This window comes from Enterobacter cloacae complex sp. P40C2, assembly GCF_014930695.1.
GTDB classification, from domain to species: Bacteria; Pseudomonadota; Gammaproteobacteria; order Enterobacterales; family Enterobacteriaceae; genus Enterobacter; species Enterobacter pasteurii.
Window position 1 is genome coordinate 260230 of sequence record NZ_JADBRP010000004.1, and the last position, 15710, is coordinate 275939.

The 15710-nt window shown below is 55.0% G+C and carries 13 protein-coding genes; 8 read left to right on the plus strand and 5 right to left on the minus strand.

Annotation, left to right across the window (positions count from 1 at the left end; genetic code table 11):
* Positions 1 to 3: 3 nt before the first annotated feature.
* Positions 4 to 1383: a diguanylate cyclase gene (locus tag IM304_RS10560; protein ID WP_193354527.1), complete on the minus strand. Its 1380-nt coding sequence runs from the start codon at positions 1381 to 1383 to the stop codon at positions 4 to 6.
* Positions 1384 to 1651: 268 nt separating this feature from the next.
* Between IM304_RS10560 and lpxP the strand changes: the two genes are divergently transcribed.
* Positions 1652 to 2572, plus strand: a complete 921-nt coding sequence (gene lpxP, locus IM304_RS10565; protein WP_176611187.1) for a kdo(2)-lipid IV(A) palmitoleoyltransferase — start codon at positions 1652 to 1654, stop codon at positions 2570 to 2572.
* A 359-nt stretch (positions 2573 to 2931) separates the two neighbouring features.
* A complete protein-coding gene (gene ypdK, locus IM304_RS22420; RefSeq protein WP_099458937.1) occupies positions 2932 to 3003 on the plus strand; it encodes a membrane protein YpdK in 72 nt (23 codons plus the stop codon).
* Between the two features lie 56 nt (positions 3004 to 3059).
* Here ypdK and alaC read toward each other — a convergent pair whose 3' ends face one another.
* Complete coding sequence (alaC, locus tag IM304_RS10575) at positions 3060 to 4295, minus strand: alanine transaminase (RefSeq protein ID WP_148419977.1); 1236 nt, start codon at positions 4293 to 4295, stop codon at positions 3060 to 3062.
* A gap of 386 nt (positions 4296 to 4681) precedes the next feature.
* On the opposite strand from alaC, the gene IM304_RS10580 reads away from it, so the two are divergent.
* Positions 4682 to 6379 (plus strand): sensor histidine kinase, encoded by a 1698-nt coding sequence (locus tag IM304_RS10580; protein ID WP_193354526.1) that lies wholly within the window; start codon positions 4682 to 4684, stop codon positions 6377 to 6379.
* Positions 6380 to 6392: 13 nt separating this feature from the next.
* The gene (locus tag IM304_RS10585) at positions 6393 to 7124 is read left to right on the plus strand and encodes a LytTR family DNA-binding domain-containing protein (RefSeq protein WP_193354525.1); all 732 of its coding nucleotides are present in this window, start codon (positions 6393 to 6395) and stop codon (positions 7122 to 7124) included.
* 35 nt (positions 7125 to 7159) lie between these two features.
* Here the strand turns inward: IM304_RS10585 and glk are convergent, their stop codons facing one another.
* Positions 7160 to 8125 (minus strand): glucokinase, encoded by a 966-nt coding sequence (gene glk, locus IM304_RS10590; RefSeq protein WP_148419980.1) that lies wholly within the window; start codon positions 8123 to 8125, stop codon positions 7160 to 7162.
* Between the two features lie 205 nt (positions 8126 to 8330).
* On the opposite strand from glk, the gene IM304_RS10595 reads away from it, so the two are divergent.
* A complete protein-coding gene (locus IM304_RS10595; protein WP_193354524.1) occupies positions 8331 to 9566 on the plus strand; it encodes an ion channel protein in 1236 nt (411 codons plus the stop codon).
* On the opposite strand, the gene ipdC is transcribed toward IM304_RS10595, so the two are convergent.
* Entirely contained in the window at positions 9567 to 11225 is a 1659-nt protein-coding gene (gene ipdC / locus IM304_RS10600; RefSeq protein ID WP_193354523.1) for an indolepyruvate decarboxylase, read from the minus strand.
* Positions 11226 to 11410: 185 nt separating this feature from the next.
* Between ipdC and mgrA the strand changes: the two genes are divergently transcribed.
* Both mgrA and IM304_RS10610 read left to right on the plus strand, forming a co-directional pair.
* On the plus strand, positions 11411 to 12409 hold the full coding sequence (gene mgrA, locus IM304_RS10605; RefSeq protein WP_193354522.1) for an L-glyceraldehyde 3-phosphate reductase: 999 nt from the start codon (positions 11411 to 11413) through the stop codon (positions 12407 to 12409).
* 126 nt (positions 12410 to 12535) lie between these two features.
* Positions 12536 to 12877 carry a DUF2502 domain-containing protein gene (locus IM304_RS10610; protein WP_193354521.1) on the plus strand — a complete coding sequence of 114 codons (342 nt, stop codon included), beginning with the start codon at positions 12536 to 12538 and terminating at the stop codon, positions 12875 to 12877.
* A gap of 29 nt (positions 12878 to 12906) precedes the next feature.
* Here IM304_RS10610 and IM304_RS10615 read toward each other — a convergent pair whose 3' ends face one another.
* Positions 12907 to 14145: an Nramp family divalent metal transporter gene (locus IM304_RS10615; RefSeq protein WP_148419985.1), complete on the minus strand. Its 1239-nt coding sequence runs from the start codon at positions 14143 to 14145 to the stop codon at positions 12907 to 12909.
* A 345-nt stretch (positions 14146 to 14490) separates the two neighbouring features.
* Between IM304_RS10615 and nupC the strand changes: the two genes are divergently transcribed.
* The gene (nupC, locus tag IM304_RS10620) at positions 14491 to 15678 is read left to right on the plus strand and encodes a nucleoside permease NupC (protein WP_148419986.1); all 1188 of its coding nucleotides are present in this window, start codon (positions 14491 to 14493) and stop codon (positions 15676 to 15678) included.
* Positions 15679 to 15710 lie beyond the last annotated feature (32 nt).

The window sequence follows — 15710 nt, forward strand, 5'->3', positions numbered from 1 at the left end:
CCCTTATGCCTCCTTCCACAGCTCCACGCAATTGCGGCCACGACGTTTCGCGCCGTACAGCGCTTCATCCGCTGCCTGAATCAACCGCTCGTAGTCAGGATGCCCGTTAAACATCGCCGCCCCTATCGAAAGAGAGAGCGGGATAATATCGCCGGCCGGAGAGTTAACCTTGATTTTTTCCACCCGTTTGCGAATCCGCTCGGCAATTCGCAGCGTGTCTGCCTCTGAGATTTCCGTTAGCACAATCAGAAACTCATCTCCGCCGTAGCGAAAAACGTAATCGCAGGTCCGCACGTTGTCATAAAACGCGCCGGCGACCTTACGCAGGATCTCATCTCCCGTGTTGTGCCCCCAGGTATCGTTAATTTGCTTAAATTTATCAACGTCAATAAGCAGCGTAGAAAGCCTGGTTCCGGCCCGGCTGGCGTGCAGAATTTCGCGTTTGAATATGGTTGGCAGGAAACGGCGGTTCAGCAGCCGGGTCAGGACATCCACGCCGACCTCGTGACGTGAGACCTCGTCAAACAGCTCCCGCAGCAGCGTAATGATTTGGGAGAGCGAGTTTCGCATTTGATGCAGAAATTTATCCCGGTGCACGTTATCGTTCAGGCCCTGCTCGGATTGACGGATGCGCTCGAAGGTTTCGTCAAACTCCTGAATCAGACGCGAAATATGACCGGCCTCAGCGATCCCGCTGAAATAGTGGCGTCCCTTATGGCTAAACCACAGCCCAAACTCAGACTGGCCCAGCGGCAGGCTGTTGCCGATGCTGGAATTAAGCGTGATTTTATACAGAAGCACCATTTCCCATGTCAGCAGCGCCGCGGTCTGCCTCTCCTTCTCCTCTTCGGCATTCTCCATTAAGGAAAAGATTCGGTAGTTTTCGTCCTCTTTCGCCGCATTGTTTTCGCTAAACACGTACGCCCGTGACATCACTTCCATAGCCAGGTCGATGCTGTTTATCGCGTAATGATAAATATGGAGCTTTATTTCAGACGAATGAGGGCTGGTGGTGATGATGGGCAACAGCAGCTTTTTCAGGACGCGAAACCCCATTTCGACCAAATCAACCGAAATGCCGATACGGGCATGAACGTCCGCGGCGCGCTGCTGGGCCCGGATCTGTTCTTCAACCTGGCCGGCCTCGCAGGAAAGTACGTCGGTAAGCCAGCGACGCAGCGCCTCCTGAAGCTGCCTTTCCACCTGCTCGGTAGTCAGAAATTCAGCGACGGAGGGATCGGCCAGAACAATACGATAGAATTCATCGATCAGCGCCGTGGCATTATCCCCGGCAAGCTCGGCCGCAAGCCGGTGCACTTCGGGATCGGTTTCATTAATCAGCTTTACCCACTCTTGTTTTACCGTTTGCAGGTAGGTTTCCATGGTCAGCTCCTTCAGGAGACACGCGGGAATGCAGATTTAACAATAGCAAAATCAACCCACTCCGCAATTGTCGCTTTTTTAAACAAAAAGGAGCGATAGCTCATATCGTATAACGGTGCTACATTATGCCGCCCACCCAAGTCAGCAATGGCCAGGCAACGTCGTAAAGAACGGTAAAGCCTGCAACCATGACCTCGTCCTACGGTCTTAATGGCACGTGGTATCGCGAAGTCTGCGCTACCTTCACAGGCTTTACAAAGGTTCCACTATTTTGTCTCAATCCAAATTTCAGCGGGCGTTTCTGCACCCGCGCTACTGGTTTACATGGTTCGGTCTTGGCGTGCTTTGGCTGCTGGTGCAACTTCCCTACCCCGTGATTCGTTTCCTGGGCTCGAAGCTGGGTAGCGCATCGCGCCATTTCCTGAAGCGTCGCGAATCCATTGCCCGTAAAAATCTCGAACTCTGCTTTCCGCATTACAACGCGCAGCAGCGTGAAAAGCTGATTGCTGAAAACTTTAAATCTATCGGTATGGCGCTGCTCGAAACCGGCATGGCCTGGTTCTGGTCAGACGAGCGCGTGCGTAAATGGTTTGACGTTGAAGGTCTGGATAACCTGAAGCGCGCCCAGCTGCAAAACCGCGGCGTGATGGTTGTCGGCGTGCATTTTATGTCCCTTGAGCTGGGTGGCCGCGTTATGGGCCTTTGCCAGCCGATGATGGCTACCTATCGTCCGCATAACAGCGCGCTGATGGAGTGGGTACAAACGCGCGGTCGCATGCGTTCGAATAAAGCCATGATCAGCCGAAACAACCTGCGCGGCATGGTCGGTGCCCTGAAGAAAGGCGAAGCGGTCTGGTTTGCACCGGACCAGGACTACGGTCCTAAAGGCAGCAGCTTTGCCCCCTTCTTTGCGGTGAAAAATGTCGCCACGACGAACGGTACCTTTGTGATTTCACGTCTTTCAGGCGCCGCGATGTTAACGGTGACCATGGTCAGGAAAGCGGATAAATCAGGCTACCGCCTGCACATCTCTCCTGAAATGGCCGACTATCCTGAAAACGAAGGCGAAGCTGCCTCCTTTATCAACAAGGTGATTGAGTTCGAGATTATGCGCGCGCCTGAGCAGTATCTGTGGATGCACCGCCGCTTTAAAACCCGCCCTCTGGGCGAAGCCTCCCTCTACGTCTAAGCCTTTCTGAAGGTTAGTTTCCCTAAGAAACTAACCTTTTCAATCACCTGTAATCACATTGCGTGACGGCTTATTCGAGCCGTCGCTCAATACACTTTTATTGCGTGATGAAATCAAACTGTCGCCGTTCCACGACACCTGTAAGTATAGGAAATTATTTAAAAAAATGACTCTTGTCACCCCTGAAATTTAGGCGTACATTAGCGCCGTCTGGCGACAGGAAAGCACAGAATTCTGAGCTGAAGTTAGCGGCGTAACGGGATAATTCTTATTTACCCCTGCGCGCGATTTCAACTCTCTATACTCAGTTGGACTCTGTTTTTTTAATGCGTACCGGTAGATACGCGGAGCGATGAAACGTGAAATATTTCTTTATGGGCATTTCGGTTATTGTTTTAGTTTGGGCCGGGACGTTTGCTCTGATGATCTAGTTAAGAAAATGCAGTCAAAAAAACAGGCGCCAGCGGCGCCTGTTTTTTTTTGTCGGTTACGATTCGGGTTGTTCCGCCACGCTCTTCGTCGCAAGCAGGCCGTCGGCACGGAACATGCTTTTTATTCCCCGCACGGCCTGACGAATACGGTCGCTGTTTTCGATAAGCGCAAACCGAACGTGCGTATCGCCGTAGTCACCAAAGCCGATGCCCGGCGAGACGCACACCTTTGCATCCTGAAGCAATTTTTTAGCAAATTCCAGCGAGCCCATCGCCGCATACGGCTCGGGTATTTTCGCCCAGACGTACATCGACGCTTTTGGCATTTCCACCATCCAGCCGGCCTCATGAAGCCCTTTGACCAGCACGTCACGGCGGCGCTTGTACTGGGCGGCGATGTCGTGCACGCACTGCTGATCGCCCTCCAGCGCAGCGATGGCCGCGACCTGCAGCGGCGTAAAGGTGCCATAGTCGTGGTAACTTTTAATCCGCGCCAGGGCGCTCACCAGCGTCTTGTTCCCGACCATAAAACCAATACGCCAGCCCGCCATGTTGTAACTTTTCGACAGCGTAAAGAACTCAACCGCCACGTCACGGGCGCCGGGCACCTGCATAATTGACGGGGCTTTCCAGCCGTCATAGACGATATCGGCGTAGGCCAGATCGTGTACCACCAGCACGTCGTAACGCTTCGCCAGGGCCACCACTTTCTCAAAGAATTCCAGTTCGACACACTGTGCCGTTGGGTTTGACGGGAAGCCGAGGATCATCATCTTCGGCTTCGGGTAGCTTTCGCGAATGGCACGTTCCAGCTCGTTAAAGAAGTCGACGCCTTCCACCAGCGGTACCGAACGAACCTGCGCGCCGGCAATCACCGCACCGTAAATATGAATCGGGTAGCTCGGGTTTGGCACCAGTACGGTATCGCCATGATCGAGGGTCGCCAGCATCAGGTGCGCCAGCCCCTCTTTCGAGCCGATGGTCACGATCGCTTCACTTTCGGGATCGATATCGACCTGATAGCGATCCTGATACCAGCGTGAGATCGCCCGGCGCAACCGGGGAATACCCCGCGACGTCGAATAGCCGTGCGTATCAGGCCGCTGGGCAACCGTGCAGAGTTTTTCCACAATGTGGGGAGGCGTAGGGCCGTCAGGATTACCCATGCTGAAATCAATAATGTCTTCGCCGCGCCGACGCGCAGCCATTTTCAGTTCAGCAGTGATGTTAAAAACATAAGGGGGGAGACGATCGATACGCGTAAAACGGCGTTCAGGACTGAATTCAGCCATAGGTTCCTCAGAGTCACGTTAGCGCCCGGACCGTCCGAGCGACGCTGCCACCAGCGTGGCATGCCTAGAAAATAACCTGAAGAAAAAGATGCTGTCGAGGGGCAATCGACAAAAAAACATTTTGCACTAAAACGGGAATCACATCGCAGTGAAAAGCGGAACCATTATCGCGAGCGGCCAGTTTTTACCGCTATGATTTAACAGGTTGTTATCAGTATCTTTACCTGGCATTTTCCGACAAACGGAAACGCAGCGTCTTTCAGTCAAAAGCGAACAATCCCCTTTGAGAATTATGGTTTTTCCTCATTTGATAAATCTGACGGATAACTGGCGATCGGACGCGAGGTTTTTTATCATAGCTTTTTCCCGTTTCCCCAGGCCTGACCGTGCACGAAATCTTCAATATGCTTCTGGCGGTGTTTGACCGCGCGGCGTTAATGCTGATCTGTCTGTTTTTCCTTATACGCATTCGCCTGTTCCGCGAGCTTTTGCATAAATCTGCCCACTCACCAAAAGAGCTCCTGGCCGTCACGTTCATCTTTTCGCTGCTTGCCCTGTTCAGTACCTGGTCCGGCGTGCCGGTAGAAGGCTCGCTGGTCAACGTGCGCATCATCGCCGTAATGTCAGGCGGGATCCTCTTTGGCCCCTGGGTCGGGATTATTACGGGCATTATCGCCGGTACCCATCGTTACCTGATTGATATTGGCGGCGTAACGGCAATCCCCTGTTTTATCACCAGCATTATCGCCGGGGTGCTCTCCGGCTGGATTAACCGCAGATTCCCGAAAAAACAGCACTGGCGGGCGGGGATTATCGCCGGGATGATCTGCGAAACGCTGACCATGATTCTGGTTGTCGCCTGGGCACCAACCGTTGCGCTGGGGTTGGATATCGTCTCGAAGATCGGCATTCCGATGATCCTCGGCAGCGTCTGTATCGGTTTTATCGTGCTGCTGGTGCAGAGCGTGGAAGGGGAAAAGGAGGCCAGCGCCGCACGTCAGGCCAAGCTGGCGCTGGATATTGCCAACAAAACGCTGCCGCTTTTCCGTCACGTTAACGCCGAATCCTTGCGCCAGGTGTGCGAAATCATCCGTCGGGATATTCACGCCGATGCGGTTGCCATCACCAATATCAATCACGTGCTGGCTTACGTGGGCGTGGGTGAACATAACTATCGCGACAATGACGACACCATCAGCCCCACCACCAGACAGGCGATTAACTACGGTAAAATCATCATTAAAAACAATGATGAAGCCCACCGAACGCCAGAGATCCACTCGATGCTGGTAATCCCCCTGTGGGAAAAGGGCGTGGTGACGGGGACGCTGAAAATTTACTACTGCCATGCGCACCAAATTACCTCCTCGCTTCAGGAGATGGCGATTGGCCTGTCGCAGATCATCTCTACCCAGCTTGAGGTTTCCCGCGCCGAGCAGCTGCGGGAGATGGCAAATAAGGCAGAGCTGCGTGCGCTGCAAAGTAAAATCAATCCCCATTTCCTGTTCAACGCCCTGAATGCTATCTCCTCCTCCATCCGTCTTAATCCGGACACCGCACGCCAGCTGATTTTCAATCTGTCACGCTATCTGCGCTACAACATTGAGCTGAAAGACGACGAGCAGATCGACATTAAAAAAGAGCTATACCAAATCAAGGATTACATCGCCATTGAGCAGGCGCGCTTTGGCGATAAGCTCACCGTCATTTACGATATTGATGAAGAGGTCAACTGCGTGATCCCAAGCCTGCTGATCCAGCCGCTGGTGGAAAACGCCATTGTTCACGGCATTCAGCCGTGTAAAGGCAAGGGCGTGGTAACGATTAGCGTGACGGAAAGCGGCAACCGCGTGCGTATTGCCGTCCGCGATACCGGACACGGCATTGATCCAAAAGTGATTGAGCGCGTTGAATCTAACGAAATGCCGGGCAATAAAATTGGGCTGCTGAACGTGCATCACCGGGTCAAGCTACTGTTCGGCGACGGGCTGCACATTCATCGCCTTGAGCCGGGCACCGAAATCGCATTTTATGTTCCAAATGAACGAACCCCCGTTCATGCCCCCATATCCTTGTTGCCGTAAGCCGGAGTAACGCATGAAAGTAATCATCGTAGAAGATGAATTTCTGGCTCAACAGGAGCTGAGCTGGCTGATTAAAACCCACAGCCAGATGGAGATTGTCGGCTGCTTTGACGACGGTCTGGACGTGCTGAAATTTTTGCAGCATAACCGGGTCGACGCCATTTTTCTCGATATCAATATTCCCTCGCTGGACGGCGTCCTGCTGGCGCAAAATATCAACCAGTTCGCCCACAAGCCGTTTATCGTGTTTGTCACTGCCTGGAAAGAGCATGCGGTGGAGGCCTTCGAGCTGGAGGCGTTTGACTACATTCTCAAGCCGTACCAGGAGTCGCGGATTATCAGCATGCTGCATAAGCTGGAGGCGGCATGGCAGCAGCAGACGCAGCCCGCAGGCAACAGCCCGGCAGCGCGGGAAAACGACACCATTAATCTGGTGAAGGACGAGCGGATTATCGTCACGCCGATCGACGATATTTACTATGCCGAAGCGCATGAAAAAATGACGTTTGTTTATACGCGGCGTGAATCCTACGTGATGGCAATGAACATTACCGAATTCTGCAACAAACTGCCGGCCGCCCACTTCTTCCGCTGCCACCGTTCGTTCTGCGTGAACCTGAACAAGATCCGCGAAATCGAACCCTGGTTTAATAACACCTACATTTTGCGGCTTAAGGATCTGGATTTTCAGGTGCCGGTAAGCCGCAGCAGGGTAAAAGCGTTCCGCCAGCTCATGCACCTGTAGAATGTTCCCTCTCCCGCAGGAGAGGGAGACGGTTGTCAGAGGATCTGACCGAGCACCTGGCGCAGATGCGCACCGGCGCCAAGCAGGCCTGGATTATCGTGGACAATCAGGTAAACGGGGATGTCCTGCACGTAGCTTTTAAAGCGTCCTTTGTCTTCGAAGCCGCCGCGGAAACCGGAGGCGGTAAAGAAGTCGAGGAAGCGCGGCACAATCCCGCCCGCAATATAGACGCCGCCAAAGGTGCCGAGATTCAGCGCCAGGTTGCCGCCGAAGCGTCCCATGATTACGCAGAACAGCGACAGCGCACGACGGCAGTCGATACAGCTGTCGGCCAGCGCGCGCTCGGTCACATCTTTCGGCCGCAGATTTTCCGGCAGACGGCCGTCTGATTTCACAATTGCGCGATACAGGTTCACCAGCCCCGGTCCGGACAGCACGCGCTCGGCCGACACGTGGCCAATCTCCGCGCGCAGCTCCTCAAGAATGATCCCTTCTTCTTCGCTGTTCGGCGCAAAATCCACGTGACCGCCCTCGCCCGGCAGGCTCACCCAGCGCTTGTCGACGTGGACCAGGTGCGCTACCCCGAGGCCCGTGCCAGCGCCATAAACGGCAATCGGCTTGCCTTCCACCGGTGTGGTGCCGCCGAACTGGATCAGATGCTCGGGCTTAAGCATCGGAATAGCCATGGAGACCGCGGTGAAGTCGTTAATAATTTCAAGGTGAGAGAAACCGAGGTTTTTCTGCATTTCGGCAATGGAGAATGCCCACGTGTGGTTGGTCATCGCCACCCAGTCGCCGGTGATCGGGCAGGCAATGGCGATACAGCCGTCTTCCACGTTAACGTGATGCTCTTCCAGATAGACGCGAACCACCGCTTCCAGGCTTGGGAAATCCAGCCCTGAATAGGTTTTCGCCTGGGAAATTTCACCGCTATTCACATCACACAGGGCAAGGCGCGCGTTGGTGCCGCCCACATCACCTACCAAAGCATACTTTGTCATTCTTCTACTGCTCCGCTAAAGTCAGAATAAATCTTTGGGACACTGTAAATTCAAGGCGTGATAACAACAACGACCAGAAGGTGACTGCCCATGGATTATCGATCTTCGTCACATAATAACTTTACCGTTTCAGCACCTTTTGCACTATTGCCACAATGCTGATTGTGCAAAGTAACGTTAAGCCGTTTTGTACAAGGAAATCATCATGCTCCATCCGCGAGCCAGAACCATGCTGTTATTGGCTATCCCGGCGCTGATTATTGGCGTAGCGTCGAGCCTGGTGCTCATTGTCGTCATGAAAGTGGCGTCGGTGCTGCAAACGATATTATGGACAGCGCTTCCGGTAAAACTGGGCATCAGCATTGACTCGCCGGGATGGATCGTGATGATGCTGACCCTGACCGGGATAGCCGTGGGTCTGGTTATCCGCTACAGCCCGGGTCATGCCGGTCCCGATCCGGCACTGGAGCCGTTGATTGGCGAGCCGATTGCTCCCTCTGCGCTGCCGGGGCTCATTATCGCGCTGATTCTCGGCCTTGCGGGTGGCGTCAGCCTCGGCCCCGAGCATCCCATTATGGCGGTTAACATCGCGCTGGCGGTTTTTCTGGGAGCGCGTATCTTCCCGCGCGTCGGCGCGCTGGACTGGACGATCCTCGCCTCCGCCGGGACCATCGGAGCGCTGTTCGGCACCCCCGTCGCGGCTGCGCTCATCTTTTCTCAAACCCTCAGCAGTAACCAGGACGTACCGCTGTGGGATAAACTTTTTGCGCCGCTGATGGCGGCGGCGGCGGGGGCACTTACCACCAGCCTGTTTTTCAATCCCCACTTTTCCCTCCCTATCCCCCACTACGGCCAGATGCAAATAGCCGATATTCTCAGCGGTGCCGTCGTCGTTGCGATAGCGATCGCGCTGGGAATGGTCGCGGTGTGGTGCCTTCCGCGCCTGCATCGGCTGATGCACAGGCTGAAGCATCCGGTGCTGATTCTGGGCACGGGTGGCTTTATTCTGGGCGCGTTAGGCGCGATCGGCGGGCCGGTAACCCTGTTCAAGGGCCTGGACGAGATGCAGCAGCTGGCGTTCAGCCAGGTCTTCAGCGTTTCAGATTATCTGCTGTTTGCGCTGGTGAAGCTGGCGGCGCTGGTGGTGGCCGCGGCGTGCGGCTTCCGCGGGGGGCGTATCTTCCCGGCGGTGTTTGTTGGCGTCGCGCTGGGGCTTATGCTGCATGAGCATGTTGACGCTGTTCCTGCGGCGATTACCGTCTCCTGCTCCATTCTGGGGCTGGTACTGGTGGTGACGCGCGATGCCTGGCTGAGCCTGTTTATGGCGGCCGTGGTCGTTCCGGATACCACGCTTCTGCCGCTGCTCTGCATCGTGATGTTGCCCGCCTGGCTCCTGCTGGCGGGCAAACCGATAATGATGGGATGGCGAAACGACGGATAATCAGGCGTTATTACGCGCCTCCAGCGCTTTCGTAAGCGCGCTCAGCAGCGGTGGGATATCGGCTTTCGGCAGCATTACCTCTATCAGCGAAAGCCGTTCATGGTGCGCCACTTTATCCAGCACCTCCGCCAGCTCCTCCGCTTCGCTGACGCGCCAGCACTCGGCCTCGGGCGCCAGGCTCAGCGCCTGCGGGATCTGCGTCCAGTTCCAGAGGGCGATATCATTATACCGCTGCTCTGGCCCGTGGATGGCCCTCTCAACCGTGTAGCCTTCGTTGTTCAGTACCAGAATAATCGGGCGCTGCTTGTCGCGTAACATGGACCCCAGCTCCTGAATGGTCAGCTGCGCGGCGCCGTCCCCCGTCAGAACGATTACGCGTCGGTCCGGGCACGCCGTTTGCGCGCCAAAGGCCGCTGCCAGCGTGTAGCCAATCGATCCCCAGAGCGGCTGGACGATAAAGTTTACGTCTGCCGGTAGCCGCAGATCGATAGCGCCAAAAGCGGACGTGCCCTGATCGGCCAGAATGATGTCGCCGGGGCGAATAAATGTCTGCAGCGTGCGCCAGAAGCTCTCCTGGGTGAGCGAGCCTTCGACGGTCGGGAAGGAATAGCCGCTGGGATCCGATGGCGCTCGCATATCGCTAACGTGCGCTTTACACAGCGCCGTGAGCGTTTCAATGGCCTGGCGCATCGGGATCCCCGTAAACCAGACGTCACCCACGCGAGCAGCATGGGGCTGAACCTCTATCGTCTGGGCGGAAGTCAGCTGGTGGGTAAACCCGGCAGTGAGCGTATCGGTAAAGCGCGTACCAATGCACAGCACCGTATCGGCCCCCTCAATCGCCATCTTGACCGAATCGGCACTGGCCGATCCGCTATAGGTGCCGTAGAAACCGCTCTGTCGTTCGTCAAAAATTCCCTTGCCCATAAGCATGGTCGCGTGCGCCATCGGCACCTCGCTGACCCATTTCTGAAGGGCAGCCCGCAGCCCATGGCGGAGCACCAGGAAATCCGCCAGCAGCGCCGTGCGTTTACTCATGGACAGGCGTTTTTCGGCAGCTTCACGGAATGCCTGCAGGCAGGCAGCATCGGCCGGAGCGGGGTCCATCGTGAGAGCGCTTACAGGCGGAGTGGCGGCTTTTTTGGCAACATCGGCAGGCAGCATCAGGTAGCCCGGACGACGCTCCCTCAGCATGGTGGTGAGCACCCGGTCAATTTCATAGCAGGCGTTTTGTTCCGTCAGCACCGCCTGCGCAACCGTAATCGGCTCGCTCATGTGGTAGAAGTGGCGGAACTCACCATCGCCAAGCGTATGGTGCAGTAACTCACCGCGCTGCTGGGACGCCATGCCCGGTGCCCCCACAATATGGAGCACCGGAACGTGTTCAGCAAAACTGCCCGCCACCCCGTTCATGGCGCTTAATTCCCCAACGCCGAATGTCGTCAGGAGCGCGGCAAAGCCCTTGCAGCGGGCATAGCCGTCCGCGGCATAAGACGCGTTAAGCTCGTTGGCACAGCCCACCCAGCAGATGTCCGGGCTGTCTATCACATGGTCGAGAAACTGCAGGTTATAGTCGCCCGGCACGCCAAACAGATGATCGGCACCACAATCTGTAAGACGGTCCAGCAGGTAATCGGCGACGCAATATGGGGTACGCATATACAGGTGTCCTTCTGACGTTGACCTCCCTCTGAGTATTAAATAAGCGTGAAGCGTGTCCAGAATTGGCGTCAAACAGGTTATGGAAAGAATGCTTTACGAAAAAAGCTCGGCTATTCTCATTTTCTTCAGGTTAGTGTAAACGCATACACGGACTTTTCTTACCTTCGCCAGAGGACATGACTATGGGCTATCAGCCTGACAAAAATCGTTACCAGACAATGCAGTATCGCCGCTGCGGGCAGAGCGGACTCAGGCTACCCGCCATCTCGCTGGGGCTCTGGCATAATTTTGGCGACGCGACGCTACTCGAAAACAGCCGTCAACTTTTACAGCGCGCCTTTGATTTGGGTATTACGCATTTTGACCTTGCCAATAACTACGGCCCGCCTCCCGGCTCAGCCGAACGCAACTTCGGGCGCATCCTGCAGGAGGATTTCCTGCCCTGGCGCGATGAGCTGATCGTCTCCACCAAAGCGGGCTACACCATGTGGGACGGGCCCTACGGCGACTGGGGTTCGCGTAAATATCTGATCTCCAGCCTGGATCAGAGCCTCAAACGCATGGGACTCGAGTATGTGGATATTTTCTATCACCACCGTCCCGATCCGGAAACGCCGCTCGGTGAAACGATGAAAGCGCTTGACCATCTGGTGCGCCAGGGCAAAGCGCTGTACATCGGCCTGTCCAACTACCCGGCAGAGCTGGCGCGACAGGCAATTGAAATACTGGAGGATCTGGGCACGCCCTGTCTTATCCACCAGCCGAAGTACTCCATGTTCGAACGCGCTCCGGAAGCGGGTTTGCTCCAGGTGTTGCAGCAGAAAGGGGTGGGGTGTATTCCCTTCTCTCCCCTGGCGGGCGGACAGCTGACCGATCGCTATCTCCACGGCATACCCGCAGATTCCCGCGCAGCCAGCGGCAGTAAGTTTCTTAACCCAGAGCAGATCACCGAAGAGAAACGGGAAAAGGTTCAACAGCTTAACGCTCTGGCCGAAAGCCGCGGGCAGAAGCTGTCGCAGATGGCCCTGGCATGGATCCTGCGCCATGAAGCCGTTACCTCAGTGCTGATTGGTGCAAGTAAGACCGCACAAATCGATGATGCGGTCGGCATGCTGGAGAATTTGCATTTCTCTGCGGACGAGTTAATTGCGATCGACAACATACTCAGTAGCACAACATAAAATCATCTTTAGCAAAAAGTGCTCTCACCTGTGATTTCGGAGTTGAGGCGATGATAAGGGACTTTACCACCCCTTAATATTGCGTTAACAGGCCGGACAACGGCCCCGATCGTGAAGGAGAAAAGTATGTTCAGGTCACTGATTCTTGCAGCGGTATTACTGGCTTCAGCCCCGCTGGTCGCCACTGCGGGCGAAATCACCCTGTTGCCATCCGTAAAATTACAAATTGGCGATCGTGATGACTACGGCAGATACTGGGACGGTGGCTACTGGCGCGACCGTGACTACTGGCATCGTCATTATGAATGGCGTAAAAACCGCTGGTGGAAACACGACAACGGCTATCACCGCGGCTGGGATAAACGCAAAGCCTATGAACGCGGCTACCGTGAAGGCTGGCGCGACCGCGATGACCGCCACGGCGGCAGGGGTCACGGGAGAGGTCGCGGACACGGCCATCACCATTAATTCTGAAAGGAGCCTTGCGGCTCCTTTTTTTATAGCCCTGCGATTGTGCCGACCAGCAGCCACAGGTTTAGCGCCACGACCACCAGCACGATGGCCCATCCGGTGCGTTTCACCAGCGCCGTATTGACCAGCTCGCCCATCAGCGTTTTGTCACTGGTAAAGATCAGCAGCGGCACCAGCGCAAGCGCAATTCCGAAACTCAGCAATACCTGGCTCATCACCAGAATGCGGGTTGGATCCAGCCCCATCAGAATGACAATAAAAGAAGGCAGCATGGTTACCGAGCGACGCACCCACAGCGGAATATGGAAACGGACAAAACCCTGCATAACCACCTGGCCTGCCAGCGTGCCTACAACCGTTGAAGAGAGACCGGCGGCAACGAGGCTCAAGCCAAAAATTGTGGCAGCGGCATGGCTCAGCAACGGCTCCAGCGTCAGATAGGCCTGATCGAGATCGGCGACACCGGTATGTCCGTTAAAGTGGAAGGCGGCAGCGGCGGTCGCCATCATTGCCAGATTCACAAATCCGGCGATGGTCATCGCGATAGCCACGTCCCATTTCGACGCGGAGTAACGCTCCTTACTCGTCCCCCCATGCAGGTTCTGGGTCAGGGAAGAGTGGAGATAAATAACGTGGGGCATGATGGTTGCCCCCAGCACCCCGGCTGCCAGAAATACGGCTTCGGACGTAGGTAGCGAAGGGATTACCATTCCCTTCGTCAGCTGCGCCAGGTTCGGCTGAGAGAATACCAGCTCAACGATATAGGCGGCAGCGACAAACAGCAGCAGGCCGCCGATGACTTTCTCCAGAGGCTTCTGTCCCCGCCGCTGAAGCATCAGTATAAGGAACGTGGCGATACCCGTCAGCACAGCCCCCTGCAGCAGGGAGACGCCGAGGATGAGCTTGAACCCGATCGCCGCCCCGATAAACTCGGCGAGATCGGTGGCCATGGCGATAATTTCCGCCTGAACCCAGTAAAACCATACCGCCGGTCGCGGATAGTGGTCGCGGATTTGCTCCGCCAGGTTTTTTCCGGTGGCAATGCCGAGTTTGGCCGAGAGCATCTGAATCAGCATTGCCATCAGATTAGCCCACACCACCACCCACAGCAGCTTATAGCCGAAACTGGCTCCGGCCTGAATATTGGTCGCAAAATTACCCGGATCGATGTAGCCAATAGCGGCAATGAATGCAGGTCCCATTAATGCGAACCGCAACTTGCGTGCCGCCCTGCCGCTGCTACGCTCTACGCGACTGTTAGTCATTTCTGCCTCTGGAAATATAGCCTTTGCTATGTTTTATGCTATCAAAATGAGAATGATTATCAAGATCATTTAAAGTGGTTAACATGATTTCTCTGATAGCCGGGAACGATAGACAGGCAGGTGGAGCGATATCACAGAATGTGAAAATGCACGAACATTTGTGAAGCGTAGCACACAAACTTAACTTTTCACTCATTTACCTAACATAACAAAAATGTATTGTTGATCACTATTTTTGAGACTCGTCACAGGATGTAACTATAGTGTGGCCTTGATCTCGTTTTCTTTGTGCTTGTTACATAGAATGTGCACGGAAATTAAACCTGCCTCATATTTGGAGCAAATATGGACCGCGTCCTTCATTTTGTCCTGGCACTCGTTGTCGTTACTGCACTTGCATTGCTGGTCAGCACAGACCGCAAAAAAATTCGTATTCGCTATGTTGTCCAGCTGCTGGTCATTGAAGTTTTACTTGCGTGGTTCTTCCTGAACTCCAACGTAGGCCTCGGCTTCGTGAAAGGCTTCTCCGAAATGTTCGAAAAACTGCTCGGATTTGCCAACGAAGGGACAAACTTCGTCTTTGGCAGCATGAACGATCAGGGTCTGGCCTTCTTCTTCCTGAAGGTTCTCTGCCCTATCGTCTTCATCTCCGCCCTGATCGGGATCCTGCAGCACATCCGCGTTCTGCCCGTGGTTATCCGTGCGATTGGTTTCCTGTTGTCCAAAGTCAACGGCATGGGCAAGCTGGAATCGTTCAACGCCGTCAGCTCGCTGATCCTGGGCCAGTCTGAAAACTTTATCGCGTATAAAGATATCCTCGGCAAGATGTCCCGCAACCGCATGTACACCATGGCGGCGACCGCAATGTCTACCGTTTCCATGTCTATCGTGGGCGCGTATATGACCATGCTGGAGCCAAAATACGTGGTTGCGGCGCTGGTTCTGAACATGTTCAGCACCTTTATCGTTCTGTCGATCATCAACCCATACCGCGTGGACGCCAGCGAAGAGAACATCCAGATGTCCAACCTGCATGAAGGACAGAGCTTCTTCGAAATGCTGGGTGAATACATTCTGGCTGGTTTCAAGGTCGCGATTATCGTTGCCGCGATGCTGATTGGCTTCATCGCCCTGATCGCAGCGCTGAACGCCCTGTTTGCGGCCGTTCTGGGGATCTCCTTCCAGGGTATCCTGGGCTACATCTTCTATCCGGTCGCCTGGGTAATGGGTGTGCCGGCGCACGAGGCGCTGCAGGTGGGAAGTATCATGGCAACCAAGCTGGTTTCCAATGAATTCGTGGCGATGATGGATCTCCAGAAGATTGCCAGCACGCTGTCTCCACGTGCGGAAGGCATTCTGTCCGTGTTCCTGGTCTCCTTCGCGAACTTCTCTTCTATCGGTATCATCGCTGGCGCGATTAAAGGCCTGAACGAAGAGCAAGGTAACGTGGTTTCTCGCTTCGGCCTGAAGCTGGTTTACGGTTCAACGCTGGTGAGCGTACTGTCTGCCTCTATTGCAGCTCTGGTTCTGTAATACTGACCGCTTAACGAAAACCGGGAGCTTTT